At 35.9% G+C, this 26,041-nt stretch carries 26 protein-coding genes and 1 pseudogene; 2 read left to right on the forward strand and 25 right to left on the reverse strand.

What is annotated here, in order from left to right:
* Positions 1 to 148 precede the first annotated feature (148 nt).
* The 19 genes and pseudogenes from cwlD to ACWPVE_RS08235 form a co-directional block, all read right to left on the reverse strand.
* On the reverse strand, positions 149 to 883 hold the full coding sequence (gene cwlD / locus ACWPVE_RS08145; RefSeq protein WP_453992350.1) for an N-acetylmuramoyl-L-alanine amidase CwlD: 735 nt from the start codon (positions 881 to 883) through the stop codon (positions 149 to 151).
* A 64-nt stretch (positions 884 to 947) separates the two neighbouring features.
* The gene (locus tag ACWPVE_RS08150; RefSeq protein WP_453992352.1) at positions 948 to 1,391 is read right to left on the reverse strand and encodes a YbaK family protein; all 444 of its coding nucleotides are present in this window, start codon (positions 1,389 to 1,391) and stop codon (positions 948 to 950) included.
* 164 nt (positions 1,392 to 1,555) lie between these two features.
* Positions 1,556 to 1,810: a hypothetical protein gene (locus ACWPVE_RS08155; RefSeq protein WP_453992354.1), complete on the reverse strand. Its 255-nt coding sequence runs from the start codon at positions 1,808 to 1,810 to the stop codon at positions 1,556 to 1,558.
* 74 nt (positions 1,811 to 1,884) lie between these two features.
* Positions 1,885 to 2,268 carry a DUF3887 domain-containing protein gene (locus tag ACWPVE_RS08160; RefSeq protein ID WP_453997419.1) on the reverse strand — a complete coding sequence of 128 codons (384 nt, stop codon included), beginning with the start codon at positions 2,266 to 2,268 and terminating at the stop codon, positions 1,885 to 1,887.
* Positions 2,268 to 2,954 (reverse strand): YhfC family glutamic-type intramembrane protease, encoded by a 687-nt coding sequence (locus ACWPVE_RS08165; RefSeq protein WP_453997421.1) that lies wholly within the window; start codon positions 2,952 to 2,954, stop codon positions 2,268 to 2,270. Before ACWPVE_RS08165 ends, ACWPVE_RS08160 begins: the two co-directional genes overlap by 1 nt.
* Before the next feature lie 222 nt (positions 2,955 to 3,176).
* Positions 3,177 to 4,205 (reverse strand): type 2 isopentenyl-diphosphate Delta-isomerase, encoded by a 1,029-nt coding sequence (fni, locus tag ACWPVE_RS08170; protein WP_453992356.1) that lies wholly within the window; start codon positions 4,203 to 4,205, stop codon positions 3,177 to 3,179.
* A 77-nt stretch (positions 4,206 to 4,282) separates the two neighbouring features.
* On the reverse strand, positions 4,283 to 5,095 hold the full coding sequence (locus ACWPVE_RS08175) for a squalene/phytoene synthase family protein (RefSeq protein WP_453992358.1): 813 nt from the start codon (positions 5,093 to 5,095) through the stop codon (positions 4,283 to 4,285).
* 216 nt (positions 5,096 to 5,311) lie between these two features.
* Positions 5,312 to 5,377, reverse strand: a pseudogene (gene rpsI / locus ACWPVE_RS08180) (30S ribosomal protein S9); the annotation flags it as partial.
* Between the two features lie 142 nt (positions 5,378 to 5,519).
* Entirely contained in the window at positions 5,520 to 6,956 is a 1,437-nt protein-coding gene (locus ACWPVE_RS08185) for a restriction endonuclease subunit S (protein ID WP_453992360.1), read from the reverse strand.
* Positions 6,949 to 8,403, reverse strand: a complete 1,455-nt coding sequence (locus ACWPVE_RS08190) for an N-6 DNA methylase (protein WP_453992362.1) — start codon at positions 8,401 to 8,403, stop codon at positions 6,949 to 6,951. The genes ACWPVE_RS08185 and ACWPVE_RS08190 overlap by 8 nt, the downstream gene beginning before the upstream one ends.
* Before the next feature lie 3 nt (positions 8,404 to 8,406).
* Positions 8,407 to 11,643: a type I restriction-modification system endonuclease gene (gene hsdR / locus ACWPVE_RS08195; protein WP_453992364.1), complete on the reverse strand. Its 3,237-nt coding sequence runs from the start codon at positions 11,641 to 11,643 to the stop codon at positions 8,407 to 8,409.
* A 563-nt stretch (positions 11,644 to 12,206) separates the two neighbouring features.
* The gene (locus ACWPVE_RS08200; protein WP_453992366.1) at positions 12,207 to 12,590 is read right to left on the reverse strand and encodes a type II toxin-antitoxin system RnlB family antitoxin; all 384 of its coding nucleotides are present in this window, start codon (positions 12,588 to 12,590) and stop codon (positions 12,207 to 12,209) included.
* A gap of 20 nt (positions 12,591 to 12,610) precedes the next feature.
* The gene (locus ACWPVE_RS08205; protein WP_453992368.1) at positions 12,611 to 13,675 is read right to left on the reverse strand and encodes a type II toxin-antitoxin system RnlA family toxin; all 1,065 of its coding nucleotides are present in this window, start codon (positions 13,673 to 13,675) and stop codon (positions 12,611 to 12,613) included.
* Positions 13,668 to 14,552, reverse strand: a complete 885-nt coding sequence (locus ACWPVE_RS08210) for a ribonuclease H1 domain-containing protein (RefSeq protein ID WP_453992370.1) — start codon at positions 14,550 to 14,552, stop codon at positions 13,668 to 13,670. The genes ACWPVE_RS08205 and ACWPVE_RS08210 overlap by 8 nt, the downstream gene beginning before the upstream one ends.
* A 593-nt stretch (positions 14,553 to 15,145) precedes the next feature.
* The gene (locus ACWPVE_RS08215) at positions 15,146 to 15,628 is read right to left on the reverse strand and encodes a hypothetical protein (protein ID WP_453992372.1); all 483 of its coding nucleotides are present in this window, start codon (positions 15,626 to 15,628) and stop codon (positions 15,146 to 15,148) included.
* Positions 15,629 to 15,816: 188 nt separating this feature from the next.
* On the reverse strand, positions 15,817 to 17,346 hold the full coding sequence (locus tag ACWPVE_RS08220) for a hypothetical protein (protein ID WP_453992374.1): 1,530 nt from the start codon (positions 17,344 to 17,346) through the stop codon (positions 15,817 to 15,819).
* Between the two features lie 5 nt (positions 17,347 to 17,351).
* Positions 17,352 to 18,149 carry a bifunctional DNA primase/polymerase gene (locus tag ACWPVE_RS08225; RefSeq protein ID WP_453992376.1) on the reverse strand — a complete coding sequence of 266 codons (798 nt, stop codon included), beginning with the start codon at positions 18,147 to 18,149 and terminating at the stop codon, positions 17,352 to 17,354.
* Between the two features lie 56 nt (positions 18,150 to 18,205).
* Entirely contained in the window at positions 18,206 to 18,472 is a 267-nt protein-coding gene (locus ACWPVE_RS08230; protein ID WP_453992378.1) for a helix-turn-helix domain-containing protein, read from the reverse strand.
* Positions 18,473 to 18,504: 32 nt separating this feature from the next.
* Entirely contained in the window at positions 18,505 to 18,705 is a 201-nt protein-coding gene (locus ACWPVE_RS08235) for a hypothetical protein (protein ID WP_453992380.1), read from the reverse strand.
* A gap of 135 nt (positions 18,706 to 18,840) precedes the next feature.
* Here ACWPVE_RS08235 and ACWPVE_RS08240 point away from each other — a divergent pair, with 135 nt between their 5' ends.
* Positions 18,841 to 19,944, forward strand: a complete 1,104-nt coding sequence (locus ACWPVE_RS08240; RefSeq protein ID WP_453992382.1) for a hypothetical protein — start codon at positions 18,841 to 18,843, stop codon at positions 19,942 to 19,944.
* Between the two features lie 134 nt (positions 19,945 to 20,078).
* Positions 20,079 to 21,188 carry a site-specific integrase gene (locus ACWPVE_RS08245; RefSeq protein ID WP_453992384.1) on the forward strand — a complete coding sequence of 370 codons (1,110 nt, stop codon included), beginning with the start codon at positions 20,079 to 20,081 and terminating at the stop codon, positions 21,186 to 21,188.
* Positions 21,189 to 21,306: 118 nt separating this feature from the next.
* Here ACWPVE_RS08245 and rpsI (ACWPVE_RS08250) read toward each other — a convergent pair whose 3' ends face one another.
* The 6 genes from rpsI (ACWPVE_RS08250) to ACWPVE_RS08275 all read right to left on the reverse strand — a co-directional run bounded on the left by rpsI (ACWPVE_RS08250) (position 21,307) and on the right by ACWPVE_RS08275 (position 25,867).
* Complete coding sequence (gene rpsI, locus ACWPVE_RS08250; RefSeq protein WP_453992385.1) at positions 21,307 to 21,699, reverse strand: 30S ribosomal protein S9; 393 nt, start codon at positions 21,697 to 21,699, stop codon at positions 21,307 to 21,309.
* Between the two features lie 20 nt (positions 21,700 to 21,719).
* Complete coding sequence (gene rplM / locus ACWPVE_RS08255) at positions 21,720 to 22,157, reverse strand: 50S ribosomal protein L13 (RefSeq protein ID WP_453992386.1); 438 nt, start codon at positions 22,155 to 22,157, stop codon at positions 21,720 to 21,722.
* Positions 22,158 to 22,605: 448 nt separating this feature from the next.
* Positions 22,606 to 23,376 carry a tRNA pseudouridine(38-40) synthase TruA gene (gene truA, locus ACWPVE_RS08260; protein ID WP_453992388.1) on the reverse strand — a complete coding sequence of 257 codons (771 nt, stop codon included), beginning with the start codon at positions 23,374 to 23,376 and terminating at the stop codon, positions 22,606 to 22,608.
* Between the two features lie 12 nt (positions 23,377 to 23,388).
* Positions 23,389 to 24,180, reverse strand: a complete 792-nt coding sequence (locus ACWPVE_RS08265; protein ID WP_453992389.1) for an energy-coupling factor transporter transmembrane component T family protein — start codon at positions 24,178 to 24,180, stop codon at positions 23,389 to 23,391.
* Entirely contained in the window at positions 24,177 to 25,052 is an 876-nt protein-coding gene (locus tag ACWPVE_RS08270; RefSeq protein WP_453992391.1) for an energy-coupling factor ABC transporter ATP-binding protein, read from the reverse strand. Before ACWPVE_RS08270 ends, ACWPVE_RS08265 begins: the two co-directional genes overlap by 4 nt.
* Complete coding sequence (locus ACWPVE_RS08275) at positions 25,028 to 25,867, reverse strand: energy-coupling factor ABC transporter ATP-binding protein (RefSeq protein WP_453992393.1); 840 nt, start codon at positions 25,865 to 25,867, stop codon at positions 25,028 to 25,030. The genes ACWPVE_RS08270 and ACWPVE_RS08275 overlap by 25 nt, the downstream gene beginning before the upstream one ends.
* Between the last annotated feature and the right edge of the window lie 174 nt (positions 25,868 to 26,041).

Consider the following 26,041-nt stretch of genomic DNA (forward strand, 5'->3'; position numbering starts at 1 on the left):
CTCCTGCGGGAAAAGCGTGGCCAGGGGAGACCCCGCAGGAGCTTGCGACGAGGAGGCTCCCGGACCGCCCGCGGAAAGCGAGTACCTGCAGCGGAAATCAACACCAGATTTTTTAGTAAACCCAAAAAACAAAAAATGAGGGCTGTCCTCAAAAGTCATTTTTCAGTGACTTTTTGGACAGCCCCGTTTCATTCGAGAAATAGCGGTTAATACCAGTATAGATAGAAGCAGCAAGTTTGTTTTGATATTCATCTTGTACTAACAGAGCCTTTTCCTCTGGATTAGAGAGAAAACCTACTTCTACTAGCGCACCAGGTTTCTTCGCGCTTTTTAATAAATACACCCCATTAATTGCTTTTGCTTGACGAGTTGTATTGCCTAGATTGGTACGAAATTCATCCTGAATGAATTTGGCTAATTCTTCATTTTCCTTATAGGAACTAAAATAAAATGTTTGCGCCCCTCTCCACCTAGGAGATGGGATAGCATTTAAATGAATACTTATAAATAAATCCGCATTTGATTCATTGATTAACTGCACGCGTTTCTTCAAATCCTCTGTTTTCCGTTTACTGTAACCCCTCATGCCTTCAGGTGCTAAATCTACATCTTCTTCCCTAATCATTTGGACTAAAGCACCTTGTTGTTGTAAGTAGTCACGGAGCTTACGGGAGATTTCTAACGCAATATCTTTTTCCTGAATATCCCCACTCATAGCCCCACCATCTGGACCACCATGCCCAGGGTCAATAATAATGAACTTCCCTGATAATGGTAAGCTCCAGGGATCCCACACATCTTTATCCAGAAATCTAAACTGTATAAATAAAAACAAAATAACTACTCCTAAAAGGATACCAGTAATTTTTAATTTCTTGTTCATTATTTCCCTCCTGCATGTCCTAATTAAATATATGGGACAAGGAGAGTATATATGATTAAAAATTCTAATGCAATTTGAGCCGGTATCTTTTTTCTCCTTTCTGGAAACCTTCCGTCCACCAATAGGTGACATAGTATTCACAAGTATAGTAAAGTGACTCATTAACAAAACCATGTTCGCCAATATGTCCCCAGTAGCAAATAAACTCATACAAAGCGTCGATTAGGTTTTTTTCAAATCTGTAACATCTCTTTTTTACTTCTTCAATCGATTCTCCATAATAAGCAAACTTACTATACTTAGCCCCTAACAAGTATGATTCTATTGCAACATCTAGGCACCCCTCTTCAACAGCACTTCCTAGGATTGTATCCATTCTAAAAAAACTGCTAAAGGCATCCACTACACTCTTTTTTAAATCTTCTATTGAAAGTTCACGTAGCATTTTACGTTCATACTTGATTTGCTTTTCTTTCCGTTTTTCCTTGAAGGTTGTAATCACATTCATAAAAATAAGAACCCCCCTTTGACAGATAGTTTCCTACTGTATCAATCTAATCATGCGCCCAACACAAACTACCTCAACTACCAAAATAAACTATGCATAAACTTAGTTTCGTTTTTGCAAAAATGTAAAAAGACCCTCAACCACTTGATTGAGGGCCCCATTTTCTATATATCCGACGTTTTAAGACTATCCTCTGATTGGTGAGCAACAGGTTCCTTTTGTTTTCCAACTAGCCTTCCAAACTGCCAACCAATGACCGTATTGACTACACCCATAATAAGAAACAATAAATAGTCCCCAATAGGTTCAGGAAGTAAGAGATCTACAACTAGCCACATTCCCGCAGAAGATGCACCAATAAAGGCACCTAACATTGATTTCTGAAGACGACTCAGTTTTACCCACTCCTTTGGAATCAAATCGTTCTAATCCATCATATGTGGGCAAACTTCATGAAATAACTTTAATTTTGACGAAGAGTTGTCCAACGCTGCTACTTTATGTAAAGCCCTGCTACTTCATCTTTTTTATTAAAACTAATCGTATATACTCTATTCTCCTGACTGTATTTCGCAACTAGGACAACGACATAGTAGTCCTGTTCTTCTTCTATTGAAGATTTATCTATTTCCTTAAAATCACCAGATTGTTCAATGATTGGAGTCAGCTGAGCCATTTGTTCTTCTGGTAAACTAGTCTTCATTTGTTCATCAAACATGGCATGTACGTCCCCATACTTACCTTCATTTAACAAGGACACTACTTCCTCTGCCTTCGCAATATACTTTTCTGAGGTTGCTTCATCCACTTTATTTCCGCATGCAACAAGAGTCAACACGATAACAACACCAACAACCATCAACAACATCTTCTTCATCATTGTAAAACTCCCTTTCTTTTTAGTATTAAGCTATAACAAAACATCAATAATGCGAAAACCGCGATTGTGGTTTCTAAAACCAATACTAAACTTTCCTTTGGTACAAAAAAGGGTAAAATTCCTGCTAATGAATTTACAAACGTATGAATCAATACTGCGAGTAGAACATAGCGAAATCTCTTCTGTACAACTCCTTGTAAAACGATGATGGATAGACCCACATGCAAGACAATCGCAAAGAATCGTTCAACGCCAGCTATTGCGTATGACTCATTGTAGGAAATAGCGGTAGGTGAAAACAATAGAGAAAATGCACTTATACCAACAAATATAACAGCTTCGATTCCACCATGACCAACACCAAATATAAAGCCTGTCTTCCATTCCTTTAGCTTCATCATAAACCTCATCACAAGAAAACGGGACATTTCTTCAAAAATGCCAGCGGATAATCCACCCACGACAATAGCAAATAAGATCGGATTTGTTGCACTAAACAAGAGGTAATCAGAACTATTCTTCGCTAAATACTCCAATAATGGGATACGTAACAAAACTTGTGACACCATAAATGTCACTACACCAAGTAAAAACGGTATATAATATTTTTTAAAACAAGCATATATAAAGACTATTAGAGGTATGCCAATACTGACAATAACAGCGAGGTATATTCCAAGTATAACAATCACTCCTCAATTGAAGTGTAAATTCGAACACTTTACATGACTTTCTCTACATATAAGCGTACCATAAACACTTGGAAAATTTTAGTTAAAAATTGCATCTCGTTGATACTTTATTAGGATTTTTAACATCAAAAACCCTCAACTAAATGGTTGAGGGCTCATCCTATTATCTATTCAATTGTGTGCAACTCAATAACCCTATGTTTGTTCGTATAATTAAATTCGCTTCAAACGAGGTGTGTTCTTCAATTCCTGGATTGTCCGTGCCCCAACGCCAAACATCGACATTCGTAATTCCATTTCACGAATTTCCATCAATTCAATGACATCAGCGGCACTTTGTGTCGCTTCCTTTAAAATAGCTCGTCCGAACCCAACAAAGTCAGCTCCAAGTGCAAGTGATTTTGCTCCGTCCAGCCCATTCATGATTCCTCCACTGGCAATCAGCGGCCGATCACCCATCTCTTCACGAACTAATAGGATCGATTCTGACGTTGGTATCCCCCACTCGCTAAACGCTTCAGCTGCAACCCTTCGTATTGGATCGCTAGCTCGAAACTTTTCTACCTGGCTCCAAGAAGTACCACCAGCCCCAGCAACGTCAATAAACGCCACACCTACATCAAGCAATTTTCTGGCAGTCTGGCCATCGATTCCCCATCCGACTTCCTTGACCCCAACAGGCACTCCCAACGTATTGCACAATTGCTCAATTTTATTTAATAATCCCTTGAAGTTCGTATCTCCGTTTTCCTGAATGACTTCTTGAATACTGTTCAAATGAAGTACAAGCATGTTTGCCTCGGTCATTTCGATAATTTTTTTACATTCATCAATACCAAAGCCATAATTAAACTGAACAGCCCCCAAGTTAGCTATAATCGGGACACTTGGGGCATACTCCCTCATCATGAAAGAAGATGAGTGACTATCACTATCTAGAAGTGCACGGGTGGAACCAAGTGCAAGTGCCCAGCCCCTTTCCTCGGCCGCTATGGCTAAATTACGATTTATGGTCTCAGCGAATTCAGTACCACCCGTCATAGAACTGATCAGAAAAGGTGTTTTACAGGTATGCCCTAAGAATGTGGCCTCAATGGAGATTTCATCAAAATCAATTTCGGGGAGCGCATTGTGGACGAACATAAACTTTTCTAATCCTGTTGAGATTGACTCTCCTGTCACCTTTTCATTCAACGTAATTTGAATATGTTGAGATTTTCTTTTTTCAATAGAATTGGCCACTACCAACACCTTCCCTTATCCTCAAACTATAAGAACCAACGCCTATGTATATTCTAAACAAAAGTACTGCTGCACCGTTAATTGGTTTGAATTTCTTCTACCGTTTGTTCTACTTCTGCACGTGTCATTTTCTCACGACCCTCTTTGAGCGCTTTTAACGTTTTATGTGCCAAGGCAAGTGGTAGACGACAGAACAAGATAATGCTTTTCTTACGAAGGGACTTCATATACTCATCGGCTTTTCCAAGGTTTTCTTCTGCATATTCAAATAAATCTGCGCGGCTCCAACCATCTGGCACAAAGCTTACACCACGTTCAACATAATCTTCCTTCTCATTACGCAAGATATTTACCGCCTGAAGTCCACGCCCATATCCAATAGCAAGTTCGCGGTCCGTTTTTTCATCACCATAGCGTTCCCATAAATCCGATAGTAGGACACCTACAAGTCCTGCAACGTAGTATGTATAGTCATCTAAATCTTCACGTGTACGAATATTCCAGTTTGCCTTTGACCATTTTGCCATTCCAAAAGCCATCTCTTGTGCAGCATCCATGATAATTGGCAAAGCATCCTTTGGGCATGCTTCCAACCATTCTCCCAAACGAAGAGTTACTTCTGGCATTTTGTCTTTTACTGGACCTAGTATTCTTACATACTCTTCATGATTAAATGATTGTTTAAATAAATCACTTACTTTTGTTAAAATTGTATATTTTACATCATTGCTTATTTCTTCATGATCTTCAATCTCATCTATCGCCCGAAAAACTAAATAAGCAGATGCAACCGAATCTTTTAACTCCTTTTGCAAAAAAGTAATAGGAATATAAAATGTACGGCTTGTTTCTTTTAGCATCCGCATCGCATCTTTAGGAAACCTACTCATTACTTTGTACCTCCTTAATTAAACACTCCGAAACTCAACGTCAAATCGAGCTAATTATATTAAAAATTCTCCTATATTATCCAGTATACATTACATTTCGATAAATAAGTGAATGAAAGAACTTCCATATATAAAGGATTTGCTTATACTAAGATTCCCATTCTAAACAAAAAAAGACCCCAACCAAAGTGGTTGAGAGTCTTTGAAACGTCCATATTAACGTTTTGAGAATTGTGGTGCACGACGAGCGCCTTTAAGACCGTATTTTTTACGTTCTTTCATTTATAAATAAAGTATGAAAGAATACGGAACAAAACCATTTGCAAAAAGCCTTATTTTATAGGGCTTTTTTGCGTTTAATAAAATTGGATAATATACCCTTATATATGTTCCGTGGTCAAAATGTGGTCACAAAAACTCCACTTTACTCTACCTGTGAATCTAGTACTTCTTTTAATAATTCAAATGCACTTTCTTCTGATGAATCATTTGTACCAAGTTCACCTCTAAAGGCTTTATTAAGGATGCTCTCTTTTAACAAATCTAGACTTTTAAACAAATTGATTTTATTTCCTATTATTTTTTCTTTTTCTAATATATTTTCAACAAGGTTCACTATTTTTTCTTGTTCGGCAATAGGCGGTATTGGAACAAACATTTGATTTAGATTTTTTGCATAAATAGCGGCAACATTTGTTGTAGCACTCTTTAGTGCATTTAACATTCTTTTACCTGTAAAGGAATTAAAATAATAATTAATAAATTGGGGATTAATTCCCTTAACAAACCTAACTCTTAGTATATTGTTGTTAAATAGTATCGGTTCTTCGGTATTCAAGGTAAATACAGCACTTTTACCGACAAGTTCGATACTATTCCTTGTATTGAAAAGAAAGTCACCTTTTTTTAAACTAAACGCCTCTACTTTTTCATCCTCGAGATCTACCCTCGTAACTTTATTTAAATCAAGTTCACCTGTACTGGTAATATTATTCATTTTTATATAAAAATATTGATTTTCTGCCCCTTGCTCCTTACTGCTTCTTACTAATCCTAATTTAGAGTTATCAACAATCTCATGGAACTGTACCCATTTCCAACCTTTTGGTAACTCAAAAGGAGGCTCTTGAATGTCAACATCCTCATGCTTTTTAGCCTTATTAAGTAACGTATCCATTGTATGACCATGATTAGCCCATCGCCACTTTACAGTTAACTCTCCTCGAAAAGCTTTATCGAGAATAGCTATTCGCCGGTGTTCAAATGTCTCCTCTGCTTCCTCAATCAATTTTTTTGCTCCGTCTAATTTGTTTAAAAGACGTTCTACTTTACTTAAAATTCTCTTCTGTTCTTTAGCTGGAGCTAATGGGAAAGGTAACTCTTCAATATTTTTCCTCGAGATTTGAGAAAAGGTAGTGCCCGTACTAATTTTATATAAATAATCACTAATAATTTCAAAATAATAACGCAATAATTTAACATCTACTATATCAGATGAAATTCCAGCAACCCCACGACCAAGACAATATTCACCATTAGAAATATTTGTTTTACCAAGAGTTGCCCTTACTGATACTATCAAATCCCCTACTTTAGATAACTTAGTTGGTTTGCTAGTGTATCTTTTGGCATTAGGATAAATATCTCCCATATCTGCTGGACCACCAATTAATGGTACTCCCTCATCATTTAGGGAAGTATATTCACCTTTAGGTGATTGCCCCATATTAATATCACAGATACTCCCTAACTTAACCCAAGACCAGTTTTCCTTTATTTGATTTAGCTGGTCATCTTCTGACACCAGGGCTTTCATATAAAATTCCTTAACTGTCTTATGCTTTTTAGGCTTTTTACTCATTACTAACCACCTCAGCAGGTTCAGTAGCAACTTTACCATCTTTAATATCTCGAAGTTCTGCCACAACCTCATTCAACAACTCAACTGCTTGTTCAAGTTTGGTAATAGCTTCTTCCGCTGATTCAATCGGATCTGGTAAATTTTCATAAACAGATAATGATTCATCTGCAATTAAACCAATATCTAAGCTATTATTCTTTTTCTCTATCTCTTTACGTGTAAACACGTTAAGGCGTTCATCTTTAACATTCCTTCTATCTTCCGCTTTATAAGCTTTTATAAATCCTTCAAAGTGTTTCTCTGTTAGTGGTGTCCGCTTTCCAAAATTCGGCATATTTGTACGTAAATCATAAACCCATACTTCTTTTGTATTATCTGTATCTGTCTTACCACGAGTAAAGAAAAGAACGTTTGTTTTTACACCTTGTGCATAGAAGATACCAGTTGGTAAGCGTAAAATTGTATGCAGATTACACTTATTCATCAAGTCTTCACGTATTTTTTCCCCTACTCCACTTTCGAATAATACGTTATCCGGTAATACAACAGCTGCCCGTGCTTTTCCGTCTGGTTTCAATGCCCGGTAAATATGTTGCAGGAAATTCAGCTGCTTATTCGTAGATGTAAAGGTCAAGTCATCACGGGTTGGCCGCTCCCCACCTTGTTTCGTTCCAAACGGAGGATTAGTTAGGATGACATCAAAGTTCTTCAAGTCTCTTCCGATATCGGATAGCGTATCTCCTAAGATAATTTCTCCTTGCAAATCATGAAGCATGGCATTCATTAATGCGAGGCGGTGGGTATCACGAACAAGCTCCACTCCAGTGAATGCTTGCTTCCTTTGAAATTCTGCTTCTTTCTCTCCAAGCTCAAAATAGTCATCCGTCTGTTCACGTACATGACTGTCTGCAGCTATCATAAACCCAAATGTTCCTGCAGCCGGGTCATTACAACGTTCACCCGGTTGTGGATTCACTAATTTAACAATTACATCAATCAGAACACGTGGGGTAAAGTATTGTCCAGCACCTGACTTTGTTTCACCTGCGTTCTTCTCCAATAAACCTTCGTAAAGATCACCAAGTCCCTCTTCTTTGGCACTATACCAGTCTAACTCGTCTATTGAACGAATAATTTTTTCTAGGTTTTTCGGCTCATCAATATTTGTTCCAGCATTCGTATAAATTTGCTTAATCAGATCGTTTCCTTCATTACCAAGGTCGATTAGCAGTTTTTGATAATGTGTTTTTAACTCAAGACCATGAAGGACTGTTAAAGAGTCCCAGCGGTAGTTTTTAGGGATTGTCTCCTCATTTCCTGTTTCTTTCATCATTTTTAAGAATAACAAGTATGTTAGTTCCGTTACATATTGATGGTATGTGATCCCATCATCACGCAAAACATTACATAAATTCCATAGCTTCTGTACAATCTCTTGGTTGCCCATTATTTATGCTTGCTCCTTTTCATCGTATAATGCACTATTAATTTTATGGACAATATCATCTATTTGTCCACCAAAAATTTTATTTAACCGTTTATAGCCGCCTCGGCTCTTGAAAGGCTCTACATTAAAAGCTTGTTCGGGGTCTGGACCTAAGACAGATTCTTTGAGAAGCTGCTTTTCAATCCGCTCCAGCCAGGATTTTTGAACATTTGGCCAAGCCTTCATTGAGTATATCTTCTTCATCGCTCGCTTAATTCGCTCTTCATGATCGATGAGCGGATCTCCTAAAGCTTGCTGACGAATAAAGCCAATAATATCTGCTGCAATATCTTCATTTTTTGCATCACGCCATGCTGTTTGTAAACCTTTTTCCGTAAAACCCTTCTGATCGAGGGCAATCCTTAATTCCCTTAATTGGGCTCGAGTCAGATCTTTCGGACGGGAACAAACAATCTGCAGGGCTGGAATTAAGTTCATGTTTTCTCTAATAAATTGACTAAAGCTTTGTAAATAATCTTCTGGTTTTTCTGCATTACCGTATCCACGAGTCACTTCTTTAATCTCATCCTCGTGTGTCGATATATATTGGAATACGGGTCTTCCTCGGTTTTCATCTAAATACTGGAGAATATTCTGATTAGAAGTAAGTTTATCAATAACATCTTTCGTATCAGCTTGTTTCATCCATTTAACAAACTCATTAATTGTCTTCCCACCAGAAAGCACTTTAAAATCTTCATGGTCTTTATCCATCCAGCGTTGTTTCTTTCTTTGAATTTTTGCAATCAATTCTTCCTTATGCTGCGCTTGCAGACCTTTGTCTTCCAGTTGCTCTAATTCTTCAACCAATTGCTTCACCGTTACTTTTGGACTTTTCACAACTGGCTTCATCGAGGTGTAAGGCTTTAATGACTCATAAATTCCAACCGCATCATAAATGGAAAAATGGTCCTTCCCAATTTCATCACAACGTCTTGTAGCCCGTCCCAACATTTGTTCATAGAGGATACGTGACCTTACTCTTCTTAAAAAGACTAAATTCACAATGGGTGGTACATCAACACCTGTTGTAAGCAAGTCAACAGTCACAACTATATTCGGCAATCGTTCATTTTTAAACAATTTTATTGCCTGGGATGGGTTTCTGATAGAACCTGTTATTTTCATAACCGTATTATCATCGATTGGCCCATGTATTTCTTCCAGTTCTTCTTTAAAAATTCTTACAACCATATCTGCATGATCATCTGTAGCAGCAAAAATTAACGTTTTCCCAAGGCCAGTAGGATCAATATACTTTGCTAACTCTGCTAAAATTACTCGGTTAAAACTTTCCGTAATCACCGTTTTATTAAAATGAGCTACATCAATATCTACTTCATCTTCTAACAGTTCTGTTTCAATCTCACCTGTCCGAGTATTATACACATCAACGGTGTCACCTGCAGACCAATGAATACCCGATTTCTTTAACACTGTTTCAAATTGATAAGGTGGCTCATGGTCAATTAAATAACCATCCACAACCGCGTCTCGATAAGAGTAAGTAAATACAGGATTTCCAAATATTTCAATAGTATGCAAAGCAGGAGTAGCAGTTAGTCCAATTTTTGTTGCATCAAAATAATCTAACACTTGACGATACTTACTCACATAATCTTGATGATCACGGAATAATACCTCTACTTCAGACATTTCCTTGTCCAATGTATAGCCACGGTGAGCCTCATCTACAACAATGCAATCATACTGATCGATAGTTGGTTTATCTTCATCATTCTGGGAATAAAATAATCTTTTTAACATCCCTTGTACAGTAGCAATATGTACTTTTGTTTCAGGATTGGGCTTTTTATCTTCTAACGATTGAAGCTCAAATATTTCAGTAAATGAATGGTAGTTCTCTAGCTTAGAATCCTTAAAAGCAGCCTCTGCTTGCTCCCCTAATGCCGAGCGGTCGACCATAAATAATACGCGCTTAAAACGGCTATGCTTAATCAAACGATAAATTAGACCGATAGCCATCCTCGTTTTTCCTGTTCCAGTAGCCATTGCAAGCAGTATCTCACGCTGCCCATTTTCAATTGCATGCTCAACCGCTTTTATAGCATCTTCTTGGTAAGGCCGTAAATTTAAGTAATCTAAAGTTTCATCATGCAGCTTTTTATTGGCCATTTCGATATCTTGTTTTAATAGCTCTTTTAGGCCTTGTGGAGAATACCATCCCTTGAGTGGACGAGGATGATTAGTTACTTTTCTAGCATCTAAAAACCAGATTCCAGACTTCTCCTCAAGCTGCTTCAAGTATGGTCTACCATTTGTAGCAAATAAAAAGGGAACAAAATAATCACCATAAGGATCTGATATAATTTCATCCGCTTTTTTCTCCACTAGACGAGCATAATCTTTGGCCTGTTCAATGTCGGAAAGGATATTTTTACTTTGTCTTTTCGCTTCAATAATCCCTACGAATTCTAAACCTATAAATAGGGCATAGTCAGCAAAACCTGTTTTTAACGGCCATTCTGCAATTGCTAAATTCTTCCCCTTTTCAGGTCTTACACCTCTACCATATCGAAGCTCTTCAGTATCTGCTTCCCAGCCAGTAGCACGTAATTGCTCATCAATAAGCAAGCGTGTTTCTGCTTCTGTAAGATTCAACTGGCTTCCAAAAGTTCTTGCATCCTTCTTTCGTTGAAGTTTATCTTTATCTGATACATATAGTTGCTCTTGACGAAGTTTGGATAGTTCTTGTTCGAGCTTTGCTACTTTCTCTTCATATGTATCGGATAATCTTTGTAATTCTTTTTCGCCTACTATATGAACTGGTGTTGGCTCCTTGTATGGTGGTTCTTTAAACTCCCAATCACCGTAAACCTGCATAAACCAAACGGCTAGGCGAAAACCCATATGTAATAATGCTTTAGCTTCTTTTTCCGTTCCGTAACCTTCATGCATGGCTTTATTACCGATTTTTCTAATCGTATCAAGAATATCTTCTAGTTCTTGTGTAATTAAATCTTCTCTTTTTAGTGCATGAATCCGGTCTATTTGTTTAGTATCATAAGTTTCCTTTATTTCTTCATAAGCTAATACATATTTTGTTAACGTTTCTGCAAACACACGGAGTTTCATCAAGGTTGTATTTGGATCTATAAAGACGTTTCGTTCTGCAGTTTCACCTAAATTGGCTAAGATATCCCATTTTTCAGAAAGAAAGTTAAAATTGCTTTCAACCATGTTATACACCCCCTGCTTACATCTATACGTTAATTATATCCCATTAATAAAGTTATAGGAAAATATTCCTCTTATTAGGGCAAAAAAAACAACGAAAGCCTACTTAATTCTTATCGATATATGAATTGGTTATATAATAATTCAATTAACTTTTTACTTTTTCTTTAAATTTCAACGCACGGCAAAGTGTATCACATGACATAAGTTTCCTTTTAAGCATTAAAAAATCCTCTTCCCATTGGATCTTAGGTAAAGGATTTCTAATGCTTAATTTATTAAATAAAATTACTATTGTGGCTGTGCTCCCTCTAGCTGCGCTTCTTACGTTCTTTCAACTAAGTATATAATACGAAGGAAATACAATAAAAATGATTAATATCCTCCCTGTGTGATTTCACTAATAAACAGAAAGAAAAAAAAGAGTTATATATGTTTCGTGGTCAAAATTCAAACTACGTAACGGGTAGTTAATGTAACAAAAAATAAGGAGCAAAAATATGAATTTACTTCATACTTTTGCTCTTTTAATAAAATATATACCAAGACAACTCCAGAATCATCTGTTAGCAAGTAATACTTGTAGTTTCCCCATATAATACTTTATTTAATAAGATATATTTCTGTGGCTTAGATAAACTACTTGCTTTTACATAATCAGGGTGCTCGTAAAAGAATTTATATATCTCATCTAGTATGCTATGCTTCACCTGCGATAAAACTTCTACTTTTCCAACATTTAGCTTCTCACCATCAAATTCGATTTTTAAAAACCTATTGCTCGAAAAACCATTAGATAACACAAGATCAAATATAACTTCCCCTTTATAACCCATAGATTTTAATTCATATGCAATAGAGTATACTTGGGAAAGAGGACTGACGTACGAAGTAGCTACCACTACTTTACGTGAGTCACTCTTCAAATCTAAAATATGATATCTTTTCATACGTCAGTCACTCCCTTAACTTATTGGCTTACATTCATATTATATGTTACTGATTTTTCAATCTTTTCACACGTTTCTATAATCGTTTGTAGTGCCTCATCTCGAGTTTCAACTAATTTCATACCGGCCAATATTTGAGTGGCATGGAACATTTCATGACGATTTTTACGTAAAAAGTCATAACACTCTACAATTGTATCTTTAGCAGCTACAGGCATATTATTAATATTTGGATTCACACCAGTTACAGTATCAGTTTGGAAATCCATAACGAAAATCCAATCCATCGCTCTAGGATTCGCCAGGTTGGTATAGTATCTAAATCCTTTAGTATCGTCGATTATAATATTATAGTCTAAACAAACTTTCTTAATTCTATACTCCAGTACCCTAATAACAGGCATAACCCAGGCAGCATAGTCATTAAGCTTTGTATCTACTTCCAACAAAGTAAAACTGTCTTTAATAAATCCCTGTATAGTGGGTTCTAATGATGTCCAACCTCTTGGAAAATGAGTTTGAATGTGATCTTCAACTTTATCCTCAAGAGCTCGCTCACCATGTATTGTTTCTGTTATTGTACTATCTACCGTTAACAAATATGACTTAATTATGGAATAAAGTTTCATAAAAAGTCCCTGGTATAACATTCTACTAGTTGTTTTGAAATATGTCAAAGTAACAGTATCCCCAAAATCAGTATTAAGTTTATATATAATACCGTTACTCCCTTTGTCTTCTGGATCAAGAACAGTAACATTTGGTAACTCATTTAACATTTCTATTAAGGAATTGAAAACATTTTCGGATATACTGGCAGAAAAACTTCCACTTTTAACATCCTTATATTCAATACTATTAATGATAGCTTGTTCGAGTTCCTTCCCATCCTCACACTTAGATATAACAGTTGTTCCCTTTCTTCTTGTATAGTATACATCTAAGGTGAATTCTCTACTTTCTTTTTCAATGTAATACCTATAAAATCCTTGTGGTTCATTTTTTAATTCTCTTCCTTTTAACGTATAACCGGCATTTATCACAGCCTCTAATTGTTCCATATTTATGTATAAATTCTTAGCCATTTTCCTTAAGCTCCTTTAATTTAAATTTAAGAATCTCTTCATTACTACCGGTATTAACTTTGAAAATAATTTCCCCATTTTCTGTATCCAGTAGAGTTTTAAAATCCACAATATCTTTTAATCTATTACCCTCATACGTCCATTTTTTCTTGAAAATTGTATAAATCTTTTCGTTATTAAGCACTTCGTTTTTAACTAAAACATTCAAGTTAACCGATCTTTTACTAGCTTTTAAGCCCTTAAATATCTCGTCATAATCTCTAGTTGAAGACTCTACATCAGCTGTTGTAAAGTTTGCTATAGCTTCTTTTGCTAATAAGTCCACCTCTTCATTAAATTTATTACCAGAGTGGGATTTCACCTTTTTGAAATTAATCACGATCTTGGGTTTAACTCTATCAATAAATTCCACATATTTTTGGGTAAATGGTATTTTTGCCCTCCAGCTTTTTGTTGCCCAATTTTCTATCCCTAGGTAGTCATAATAAATATCGATAGATTTAGCCTCTTTCTTTATAGCTAAAGCTATAACATGCATTGCAGCTTTAATCTCTCCCGCGACATTTCGTAATTGGATTAAATCCTGGTCGTCGTCGACATAAGCAAACTCTATTCGTTCACTATTCTTCAGAAATAAAATACCTGCATAACTATATAGTTTTTTGCTGTCATCATAACTACCGTCTATGTAAGCAGTCACTTCTGAAGCTACTGAAGTTTGTGTAGTTTTCTCACCAATGAAATTTATAGCTTCTTCATAGGTAGAAAATGATTTATAGATTGCATTCGGATATCCATTAACTTGTTCTTTACAATCATTCCAAGATGTATAAACACCTTCTTTTCTTCCTCTTTTTACTGCATAATATTTTGTCATTAATACACCAACCCCTTTATGACTTAAATTTACCTCTACAAATCAACCAACAATCGATCTTGGTCTAAAAGGCTCTCTGGTAATATTTCCTAGTAATATACTACTACTATAACAAAATACAGGGAATAAAAGTAAAAATATTAATTATTTGCTACATAGTTATGTAAAAGTGGCGAATAAACGACCAAAGACACTATATTAACCAGTTTTATTTTAAAAGGCGAAAATGGGATGAATTAAGAACCACTGCTAAGGAAGATTAATTTTACTTTTGATACTTCTTTGTTAAGTCCCCGATATACTTCTTGCAATAAAATAAATTCCTCATTAGTAATAGGTATGCTGTGAGCAATTTTATTTCGTATTGGAGTAATGTAGCGTAGTTTTTTTAATGAGGTTCCGAACCTATTTTTTGTACAATTATAACTTGAAGCTATAGAAATTAGTTCATGAAGATAAAAGTCCTTAAGATTTCTTTTTTTAATGGTTTGTACTTATGTAAGGCAGGTGCTTTAATATACCTGCCTATTCTATACTCCCAATCTGCTTCGATATTACTCCTCTATGTCTTATCGAAGCAGATTTATTGTTAATTATTCAGTTGTTTCCAACTTTCCTTTATATTCCGTTATTAAATCTTCAATTGATGATTCATCTACCATAGAAAATAAATCAGCAGTAGACCTTTTCTCCGCTTCTTCCTTAATTAGTTTCTCGGCATCAGCATGTCCAATTCGATGAGATTCCTTGTCACCAATACCTGTAATTTTTATAATTTCTAATGCAACCTTCCATCCATAATCCTTGTCAAGTTCTTCTTCTAATCTTTCCAATGACTTTGGAATTAATGATCTCATTTTGTCTATTGAAGAACCAAATATATCCCTTCTCCTCTTATTTAGTTCTGCTTGGAAATAAAAGTCGTAGTTCTTCCATTTTGTAACAGTTACTCTATTTAAACCAACAATATCAGCAGTTTCTTGATCGTTCTTACCTATAACTAACAAGTCAATTGCATTTAATTGATCAACGGTTAAGCCATGTTCCCTTTTGTAGCCTTTTGTAGCTTTCGTCATTAAATATCTCCCCTTTAAATAGATATTTGAGTTTTAGTTACCCTTTGGATAACTAGCACTATAGAATTGCTACACAATCTCACTTTAACCTACACTACATACATTACTTTCATTGTTATTGATTTGTCAGGATTCCTTTTGTGTATGTTGACTCACTACTTACATAACTTAAGGTTCATCTACATTTTTTAACATTGGTTTATTGAGGTCTGTGCAATTTGTGTAGACTGTGTAGGTAGTTTTTTCAGCAGCAATCTCCCACCTTTTGCAGTCCTTGTCATTTCAACAAATTCAATTCCTTTTGTTCTTAAAGGTGAAGCAATTCTTCTTAGGCTACTTCTTAGTTTATTTGGCGCAGGCAAAGATTTACTGTTTATAGCTGGATGATCACCAACATTTTGTTTTAATTGTATAAGCATCTCTGTTGGAGTTCCTTCCCATTCAACTTTATTTGACATAAATGATTGTACTGCTACAGCAAGCGGATTAGACTCTATCCCCTGGTCAATTGCTTTCCCCATGTTCCGTTTATAAATTCGAATAAATTCACCATTAGACCAATTCAATGCTTTTTCACAAGCTGATATCCATTTTGCAAAGTCTGCCATTCTTGGATGTCTTTCTAAAAATGTGTTTGGGAGCTCTTTCAATCCACTACTTGCAATATCACATAAAGCGCCTAAGATACTTGAATGATTCTGATTAAATATTTTCCAAATACTTTTTTCATCTACTCGTTTCTCTTCTGTTATGCTTGTTAAATTAATTATTATCGACCTGTCTAATAAATCAGGTCTCTGTGCAATATCATCAATACCATTTAAAATTGATGGTCTCATAATATTGAAAACCGCTTCCTCACTTGTAGTAAATAGCTCTCTAACAGATAATCCGCCACCTGTTGACAACTTACAAAGTGAATCACTCATAGCAGTAGATAAACCACTTAAATTATCATAAGCAAGAATCCAAGTATTACTAGCTGATATGGCTAAAACTTGCTCATCTTTAGGTAATCTTCTAAGAGGAAGCGTTGATGGATCAATAATTTTTCTTAATATTTTTGTTGTAGTACTTTTCGCACTTCCTTGTTCTCCTTGGATAGTTAAAATAGGAAATGGATTATTTTCTTTCAATGTTGATAGCAACCATGATATAATTAATTTAAAATCATCTTCGCTATTGTAATTTATAAATGGTTTTAAATCATCTAACCTTCCATTTCGAGATGGTTTTGGTAATGGTTTCATAGTTTCAGATCTTTTAAAGTATACTGGTGGTTCGGAAATTATTTTCCAACCATCTTTTTTTATTTCAATTACTTCCCAATCATCATTGCACAAATCAATATAAATTGCTTCATCTGTTTCTGCTATCCGAGTATGGATTCTTACCTTTTTTCCTCTTAACACAGCTTTCGCCTCTAGTGCTGATTTAGTTTCCTTCAATGCATTATCTGAGGGAACTTTGTCTGCTGATACTCCCATATATCTGTCTATCAGAATAAAATTCATTCTCTTGGAATTAATTTTCCATATTTCATGATGATTATTTATTTTTATTTTTGCATAACCTTCTCCTTGGTCATTATGAAAAAGTGTCATATCAGAACAAAGATCAATCAGGATTTGCGATTGAGTTTTTCTCTCTTCTTCATTTGCTTGTTCTGTTGTCACTAGAAGCGCCTTTCCTGCTTGATGATCTAATTCCTCTGTCATATTCCTCACCTCTTTTTTGCTGCTTCCTTTTGTAATATGTTGTTAAATGCGCGAGTTACTGTATTTACTTTTAGCGGAGGATTGTTCTTTTCATTCCATAACATTGTTAATTCATAAGCAATCCTATAATCAATTTTCTTTGATATTAGGTAGCCAATCAATGACATCATACTGTTATTTCTCTCACCATCTGTTACACCTTTGAGTATATTTAAGTAATCCTTCGTTTGATTTTCTTTAACTTCTAACTGGTTACTTTCCTGGAGCAGCTTTAATAGAAAGTCAGGTACATTAGCTATAGGATTATTAACTGGCTTAGAAGATGCTGCCCATTCATACTTCTTACCGTTTGGATGTATACTAGGTGGAAGTACGACATATCTCCCATTACCTTGTATATCAATCCCTGAATAACCAGCTAATTTACTTTTAGTTATGCTTCTCTCATAATTAAAATAATAATGTTCCCCACCCCCTGGAGTTAAGCATTTTACTGTATTTGGTAATCCGCCATATTTGCCAATTAGTGTTTCAACAGAAATATCCCCGCCGTTACGTGGGTCTATATCCATAACAACAAGATCGTTTAGCTTTCCTGTTGGAAGACCAATGCCAGCACCGGGATTATCTGTATACCATTTTATTATTTGATTAACATCACTTGTTGCATCATAAAATCCATGCTGGGTTAGTGGTACTTTGCTTTTATGGAAGATAGGAAATACTTTCCACCCTAATAATTCGCTATAAGCAATAGCCGCTTGAAGTGTTGGATTCTGTGAACCTATGCCTTCATTCAACATTTTCCCCATTCCTTTCTGCACTCAGTTTTATAATTATAGAAACAAATGCTCTAACTTCATTTACTACGTATCCACTCCTTTACTTTCCAACGACTTAATCGAATTACCTGACCCCTACGAAAATAGGGGATTTCATTATTATCTATCAATGAACGTAACGTAGGAACACTCACTTTTAAAAATTCAGCTGCTTCCTTAATAGTCATAATTTCATCAACTTCCTGTTCTTTTTGTGCTTCTTGTAAAATTTCTAGTAATACTTCCTTCAATTCAGTTTGGTTAACTATAATTGTTCCGTCTGGTAGTTCCAACTTAAAATTCATTAGTATTACCTCGCCTTACTTTTTTTAGTGAGTCAATATTCTTCACTTTTTAATTCCATTTCCTCCTTAACTTCCTCTATTGCCCTTAATACATCCTCTTTCTTCTCACGCGACATCTCGAAACGTAACCAGCTATACAAAGTTTTTTCATGAATGCCTAATTTTTCAGCAATTAACCATGCTGGGATATCACCTTTTACTTTCCTGATATCACTATTTCTATTCTTAAGCATCTTTTCACCCCCCTCATGTACCACATATAATATTGTTTTTATGTTGTAGTAGTGTTATATTTAAGCTACCACATAATAACAAATAATGGTACCTCTTTAATGCGTACTTTTATGGGGTACAAGGAGGGTATGGGATTGTTGGCTTACATAAAACCTATCTGTATTTCGAATTTCTACGTTTTTAAAGAATATGAGCTATTTTATTTTGGTGAACCAAAGGATAATAAAGATATTTTCGGTAATACCGTTTTACCAACTGAACACGATTACGAGTTATTTTCTGAGATTACAGATACGGAAAGACAAAGCATTAACCTAACAGGAGTTTTATCAACTATAGCTGCTACAAAAGAAGCGCTATCTATTCAAGCTAAGCATAAGAGTTTAAATACCTATAACCCATTAGAAGATACACCTGAACTATATACTGAATTAGCCAAATTAGACCCTCTTAATGAAAAGGATCTATTAAAATTCGCATCTGAATATGGGCTTCCTACTAATATTGTGTCTGTAGAATTGACTGAAGAACTTGATTTTGATAATACCGGGTTTGACCCTAAATACGTAACTAACGATGAAATGGACATTCTTACATTTGCCCAATCCTTAAAAGAGTACAAGGAAGCTTTTAATTTATGGAATGCTATAAACGAAAACGAAATGCCAATTCTAAAACATGCTAAAGAGGCGTTTAAAAAGAAAGCAATTGAAGCTAACAGAAAAACGAAACATGATATCTATAAAAGATTTCTCGCTGAGGATTACGATGTCGAAGATCTATCCTGGGATGAACTAGAGGATGAAGAAACAAAACCAAATTTTTATCAGCTACTTGAATATTACATTAATAATAAAATTGATAGCTTAATCCTCTATGAGCATTCCCTGTGGAGAAGTTGGAATGAAACAAAAGATAAATCACTCCAACAGATTGCTAAAAAATATCTAATCCATCTATTAAATAGTAACGAATCCGGTCAGTCTTCGTTCGCAATACAAAACAATGAAATTGTTCCCGGGGTCAGGTTTGATGATTTACTAGAGGTAGCTTTTTTTCAGCTTTCAGAGGCAGTTACTCACAGGGTTAAATTTAGAAGATGTGCACACTGCAGATCGCTTTTTGAAGTAACGCACGAAGGAAGAAAGTTTTGCCCACCATTACCTGGAAGAAAAAGAAGTACATGTGAAAACACGTATAATCAACGCTTAAAAAGAGAACGTCTAAAAAAACAATAAAAGATTAGATACTACTATTGTTTTAATAAAGGGGTTGATTAAATTGGAGTAAATTAGTTCTTTAATTCAATGTAATTTTTATATTAAAAAAAAAAATGGCATCGTTTCAAAAATACACAACTAAAAAAGGACAGATGTGGCTTTTTAAAGTGGACACTGGTGTTAACCCTCTAAACGGAAAAAGGCAAACAACCACAAGGCGTGGTTTTAAAACAAAAAAAGAAGCACAATTGGCTGCTAAAAAGTTGGAACAAGAAATCAACGAAGGCTTATTAATCAATAATAACCACTTAACTTATGAAGATGTTTATAAACAGTGGTTTAAAAACCACTCTAAAACAATTAAACTTAGTACACAAAAAATAATCGAATCAAAATTTAAAAAGCATATCCTACCTCGGTTTGGAAAGGTAAAAATAAAAGAAATTACAAAATTGTATTGTCAAAAGGTAATAAATGAGATAGCCGAGAACATAGTATCCGTTAATGATTATAAGATACAAGCAAATCAGGTGTTTAAGTATGCTGTGAAGATGGACATTATTTCAAAAAACCCAATGGAGCATGTTACTATTCCAAAAAGAGAAGAAGAACTAATAGCTGGTAATGAAGCGGAGGAAAGGAATTACTGGAAAAAGGAAGAAATCAAACAGTTTCTAACTATCGCAAAAAAGGAATTAACCCCTCGTGATCATTTATTGTTTCATCTTTTAATTTATACTGGCGCTCGCAAAGGTGAGGTATTAGCTTTAACTTGGGATGATATTGATTTTAATACGGAGACAGTTCACTTTGGAAAAACTCTCTTCTTTAATAACGGGAAGTATTACCTTCAGCAACCTAAAACAAGGCAATCTAAACGTTTAATTAGTTTAGATAGTAAATCCCTTTCTCTATTAAAAAAATGGAGAACAAAAGCTAATGAGGTTAAATTAGCTTATCCTAATCTGTTCAACGATAATAACCTTGTTTTCACAAGGGATGATGGTTTCCCGCTTCGATTGGCTTTTCCTAATGATAAATTAAATTCACTTATTGAAAAACATAACTTACACAAAATTACTGTTCATGGATTAAGACACACCCATGCTTCACTTCTATTTGAGGCAGGCGCAAGTATAAAAGAGGTTCAAGAGCGATTAGGGCATTCCGACATCCAAATGACCATGAATATCTACACTCATGTTACTGACTATGTAAAAGAGCAAACCGCCCAAAAGTTTCAAAGATACATTGAGCTATAATTGGTGGTCAGAAGCGGTCAAAAAGTATTCTCGTGGTCAAAATGTGGTCAAAGTCACTTTTCAAGCATAAAAAAGACCCTTTCCACATAAGTGAAAAGAGTCTTGAAACGTTGATATCTTAACGTTTTGAGAATTGTGGTGCACGACGAGCGCCTTTAAGACCGTATTTTTTACGTTCTTTCATGCGTGAGTCACGAGTTAATAGACCAGCTGCTTTTAAAGTTGGACGGAACTCAGGATCAGCTTGTAGTAACGCACGAGCGATACCGTGACGGATTGCGCCAGCTTGACCTGTGTAACCTCCACCATTTACATTTACAAGAACGTCATAACGTCCTACAGTTTCAGTTGCAACTAATGGTTGGTTTACAACTGCTCTTAAAGCTTCAAATGGAATATAGTCTGCAATGTCACGACCGTTGATTACAACGCGTCCGTCGCCAGGAACTAAACGTACACGTGCAACAGAGCTTTTACGACGACCAGTGCCATAATATTGTACCTGTGCCATATTAATACCCTCCTTATTAATTAACCGCGAAGTTCGTAAACTTCAGGTTGTTGTGCTTGATGTGGATGTTCGCTTCCAGCATAAACATGCAATTTTTTAAACATTTGACGTCCAAGAGTACCTTTTGGTAGCATACCTTTAATTGCAAGTTCAAGCATTTTTGTTGGATAGTTTGTACGCATTTCTAATGCCGTTCTTGATTTTAAACCACCTGGGAATTGACTGTGACGGTAGTAAATTTTATCATTTAATTTATTACCAGTTAATTCGATTTTTTCAGCATTGATGATAATTACATGATCACCAGTGTCAACATGTGGTGTAAATGTTGGTTTGTGTTTTCCACGAAGTAATGTTGCAACTTCAGTTGATAAACGACCTAAAGTTTTACCTGCAGCATCTACAACATACCATTTGCGCTCTATATTGCTAGCATTAGCCATAAATGTTGTACGCATGAGTTTCCCTCCTAATTTCAATAACGTTTCATATTGTATTTAATCACGGTTAAAGTTCCGGGGCTTTAACGTGGGGTTTAAATATCATACCTAAAATATAATATAACTTTCAGGGAGCAATGTCAAGAAAATGTTACACCAGGATTAGTTGTTATAAAGGCAATTCAAACGGTCGGTCAAAAATGACACATTGAATTTCTGCGTAAGTTTGCCCAAGAACATAGTGAATAACTCAGTTATGAGCTTGCGTCTACTCGTTTATTCTCGAAGTCAATTCCTCAGCGCAAGGCAGCAAAGATGTTAACTCTAAGCTGTTGCCTCGCTCTTGTATTCTAAGCTGCACCACCTTAAACTTTCGACGCATAAGGAAGTGCTAGTGACAATGCGACAGGACGTCACGTGCTTGTCGACGCAGTCCTTTTCAACTTCCATTTTGAATTCACATTGATCACATTTTTTTCGACTCCTCTTTCTTCCACTCTTCGTAGAACACCTGCGATAAGTATAAACCATAGCCAGGAGCAGTCTTTCCTGCTAAAGTTCGATCTTTTCCAGATAAAATCGATTTGATGGATACAGGTTCTTTTTGACCATTTCCGACCTCAAGTAATGTACCGACTAAAATTCTTACCATATTATATAAGAAACCATTTCCCACAAACGAAATTACAAGTTCGTCATTGTGTCTATCAATCGCAATGTCGTAGATTGTTCGAACCTTATCTTGTACTTCTGTATTAGAAGCACAAAAACTCGTAAAATCATGGGTGCCCAAAAGATATTTGGCAGCCTCTCTCATTGCAGAAAGATTGAGTGGATATGGATAATAATGTGTATAGTGACGCTTAAAAACGCAAGGGTCATTGCTGATCAACAATCGATAGCGATACTCCTTTGCTTTCACATCAAAACGCGCGTGAAAATCAGGCTTTGCCAACTCAACAGTTCGGACCCGAATATCGTCAGGTAGCATAGAATTTAAGGCCCGTTTCCACTTATCAACAGGAATAAGTAAATAAGAATCAAAATGAACAACTTGACCAGTTGCATGAACAGTTGCGTCAGTTCGTCCTGATGCTACTATTTTTACGTGTTCTCCCTTATGCATCCCTTGCAGAACCCGTTCAAACTCAGATTGAACTGTACGCTTATTCGGTTGTATTTGATAACCCGAAAATTGGGTTCCATCATAAGAGATGGTACACTTGTATCGGTTCATTTCATTCCCTCATTATCCTCGTAATAAAAATAAGATTATTGCCGTTGCAAAGAGTACCATATGCATCAATGTATCAATGCCTCGCCATTGTAGCTTACGTAGCTTAGTACGGCCTTCTCCGCCCTGGTAGCCTCTTGCTTCCATCGCAATTGCAAGTTCCTCTGCACGTTTAAATGAACTGATAAACAATGGAATTAATAATGGGACAACCGCCTTCATTCGGTCCTTGATTGGGCCACTTGTAAATTCAACACCTCTAGCCGCTTGTGCCTTCATAATTTTTTCCGTTTCTTGCATGAGTGTCGGAATAAATCGTAGTGAGATCGACATCATAAGTGCCAATTCATGCGTTGGCAGACCAATTTTTTTAAATGGTGCCAATAAACTTTCCATACCATCTGTAATCTCAATTGGAGTACTTGTTAATGTTAATATTGTCGTCATCATTATTAAAAATAATAATCGTAATGAAATAAATATCCCTTGTTTAACGCCACCTTCATAAACTTGAAGCCAACCGAAATCAACTAATAGGTCGCCCTCTTTTGTTAGAAAGATATGAAGAATAAATGTAAACAAGATAACCCATAAAATTGGTTTTAATCCAGAAAGGATATAGCGAATTGGGACCTTAGTTAATAACACAATCGCAAGTGTATAAATTCCTAATAGCGCATATGTGAGTACAGAATTAGCTATAAAAACAATAAATACATAAAAGAAAATTAAAAGTAACTTTGCTCTCGGATCCATTAAGTGAATGGGAGAGTTACCTGGTATATATCGACCGATAATAATATTCATTGGATTGCCCCCTCACCTATAAGGGCTTCTCCGACATAACGGACAATTTCATCTACCGATAAACTTGCTTCTGGTGGAATCTCAATTCCTAATTTCGTTTCGAGAATCCCTTTAAGTCTTACTGCTTCTGGTACATCCAATCCTAAATGAAGAACTTGCTCAGGGTTTGTGAAAATTTCGACAGGACTCCCTTGAAACTTAATTGTTCCCTTTTCCATCACAAGAATCTGGTCTGCATAACGAGATGCATCCTCCATACTATGTGTGACTAAAATTGTAGTAAGACCCCGTTCCTTATGAAGTTGGTAAAACATCTCCATAATCTCCAACCGACCTCTTGGGTCTAATCCTGCAGTAGGCTCATCCAAGACTAATATTTGTGGACTCATTGCTAGAATGCCAGCTATTGCAACTCGTCTCATTTGACCACCACTTAAATCAAACGGTGATTTTGATAAATATTCCTCCGAAAGCCCCACCATCTGGATAGCCTCTCTCGCTCTTTCTCTAGCTTCCTCTAGAGGCACTCCAAAATTTAAAGGTCCAAAACAAATATCTTTCTCTACGGTTTCTTCAAATAACTGGTGTTCAGGAAACTGAAAGACTACCCCAACATTCTTACGAAGAGGCTTTAGGTTTTTTTCTTTCTGTTTTGAACTTATTGTACGGTCTCCAATCGTAATGGAACCAGAAGTAGGCTGTAAGAGACCATTTAAATGCTGAAGAATCGTAGACTTCCCTGACCCTGTATGACCAATGATCGCGACATATGAACCAGACTTAATATCCGCATTCACATCATATAATGCAAGTCTTTCGAATGGTGAACGAACCTGGTAACGATGTTCTAGTTTTTCGATTTTAATGTCCATAACTCATCCACCAAACCTTCTTCTGTAATATGATTCTGCGAAAGAGGAATTCCAATAGCTTGTAGCTTCTTAGATACCTTAACAGAAAATGGAAGATCCAATCCGATCTCAACTAGCTTTTCATCCAGAGCAAAAATTTCCTCAGGTGTTCCTTCTGCGAACAATTGTCCCTGGTTCATCACAATTATTCGGTCTGCGCGAGCAGCTTCTTCTAAATCATGGGTAATTGACATGACTGTAATTTGACTCTCATTCTTAATTTCTCTTATTGTTTCTAAAACCTCTGAACGCCCAATTGGATCTAGCATTGAAGTTGCCTCATCTAAGATAATTAAATCAGGTTGAACCGCAAGTACGCCAGCAATTGCAACTCTCTGCTTTTGACCACCAGAAAGCTGATGAGGCTCATGAGAAAGAAATTCTCTCATATTAACCAAATCAATAACTCTTTCAATTCTCTCCATCATTGTTTCGCGAGGGATACCGTTGTTTTCCATACCAAACGCAATATCATCTTTTACAGTCGTACCAACAAATTGGTTGTCTGGATTTTGAAAGACCATTCCAATTTTCTTACGTATATCCCATATCGAATCTTCACTTAATTGAACGCCTTCAATCTTAACTGTACCTGTCTGTGGTAATAATAAACCATTTAGGATACGAGCTAATGTTGATTTACCAGATCCATTGTGACCTACAATCGCAAGCCACTCCCCTTTTTCAACAGAGAATGATAGATTTTCCAATGCAAGTCTGGTGTTTTCTGCATATTTGTAGCTAATCTGATCAACAACTAAAAGCTTCTCACTCATTCTTATCCCCCCTACTATCTCTAATCATGCCTTGGCGAATTGTTCCGATTTATTAAGTCACATCATGCGGATCATAAAGCATGAACCACACAAACATGACGATAATTCTTCGCATATAAATGCCACTAGCCTATCAAGTATTGTACTGAATAAAATTATTTCCATAGAAATAAT

The sequence above is a fragment of the Bacillus nitroreducens genome (assembly GCF_964021195.1).

Bases quoted from the DNA above. Each gene is read 5' to 3' on its own strand.
- cwlD (WP_453992350.1), bottom strand. From the start codon at position 883: ATGAACAAGAAATTAAAAATTACTGGTATCCTTTTAGGAGTAGTTATT.
- ACWPVE_RS08150 (WP_453992352.1), bottom strand. From the start codon at position 1,391: ATGAATGTGATTACAACCTTCAAGGAAAAACGGAAAGAAAAGCAAATC.
- ACWPVE_RS08160 (WP_453997419.1), bottom strand. From the start codon at position 2,268: ATGAAGAAGATGTTGTTGATGGTTGTTGGTGTTGTTATCGTGTTGACT.
- ACWPVE_RS08175 (WP_453992358.1), bottom strand. From the start codon at position 5,095: ATGAGTAGGTTTCCTAAAGATGCGATGCGGATGCTAAAAGAAACAAGC.
- ACWPVE_RS08185 (WP_453992360.1), bottom strand. From the start codon at position 6,956: ATGAGTAAAAAGCCTAAAAAGCATAAGACAGTTAAGGAATTTTATATG.
- ACWPVE_RS08190 (WP_453992362.1), bottom strand. From the start codon at position 8,403: ATGGGCAACCAAGAGATTGTACAGAAGCTATGGAATTTATGTAATGTT.
- hsdR (WP_453992364.1), bottom strand. From the start codon at position 11,643: ATGGTTGAAAGCAATTTTAACTTTCTTTCTGAAAAATGGGATATCTTA.
- ACWPVE_RS08200 (WP_453992366.1), bottom strand. From the start codon at position 12,590: ATGAAAAGATATCATATTTTAGATTTGAAGAGTGACTCACGTAAAGTA.
- ACWPVE_RS08205 (WP_453992368.1), bottom strand. From the start codon at position 13,675: ATGGCTAAGAATTTATACATAAATATGGAACAATTAGAGGCTGTGATA.
- ACWPVE_RS08210 (WP_453992370.1), bottom strand. From the start codon at position 14,552: ATGACAAAATATTATGCAGTAAAAAGAGGAAGAAAAGAAGGTGTTTAT.
- ACWPVE_RS08215 (WP_453992372.1), bottom strand. From the start codon at position 15,628: ATGACGAAAGCTACAAAAGGCTACAAAAGGGAACATGGCTTAACCGTT.
- ACWPVE_RS08220 (WP_453992374.1), bottom strand. From the start codon at position 17,346: ATGACAGAGGAATTAGATCATCAAGCAGGAAAGGCGCTTCTAGTGACA.
- ACWPVE_RS08225 (WP_453992376.1), bottom strand. From the start codon at position 18,149: ATGTTGAATGAAGGCATAGGTTCACAGAATCCAACACTTCAAGCGGCT.
- ACWPVE_RS08230 (WP_453992378.1), bottom strand. From the start codon at position 18,472: ATGAATTTTAAGTTGGAACTACCAGACGGAACAATTATAGTTAACCAA.
- ACWPVE_RS08235 (WP_453992380.1), bottom strand. From the start codon at position 18,705: ATGCTTAAGAATAGAAATAGTGATATCAGGAAAGTAAAAGGTGATATC.
- ACWPVE_RS08245 (WP_453992384.1), top strand. From the start codon at position 20,079: ATGTGGCTTTTTAAAGTGGACACTGGTGTTAACCCTCTAAACGGAAAA.
- rpsI (WP_453992385.1), bottom strand. From the start codon at position 21,699: ATGGCACAGGTACAATATTATGGCACTGGTCGTCGTAAAAGCTCTGTT.
- rplM (WP_453992386.1), bottom strand. From the start codon at position 22,157: ATGCGTACAACATTTATGGCTAATGCTAGCAATATAGAGCGCAAATGG.
- truA (WP_453992388.1), bottom strand. From the start codon at position 23,376: ATGAACCGATACAAGTGTACCATCTCTTATGATGGAACCCAATTTTCG.
- ACWPVE_RS08265 (WP_453992389.1), bottom strand. From the start codon at position 24,180: ATGAATATTATTATCGGTCGATATATACCAGGTAACTCTCCCATTCAC.
- ACWPVE_RS08270 (WP_453992391.1), bottom strand. From the start codon at position 25,052: ATGGACATTAAAATCGAAAAACTAGAACATCGTTACCAGGTTCGTTCA.
- ACWPVE_RS08275 (WP_453992393.1), bottom strand. From the start codon at position 25,867: ATGAGTGAGAAGCTTTTAGTTGTTGATCAGATTAGCTACAAATATGCA.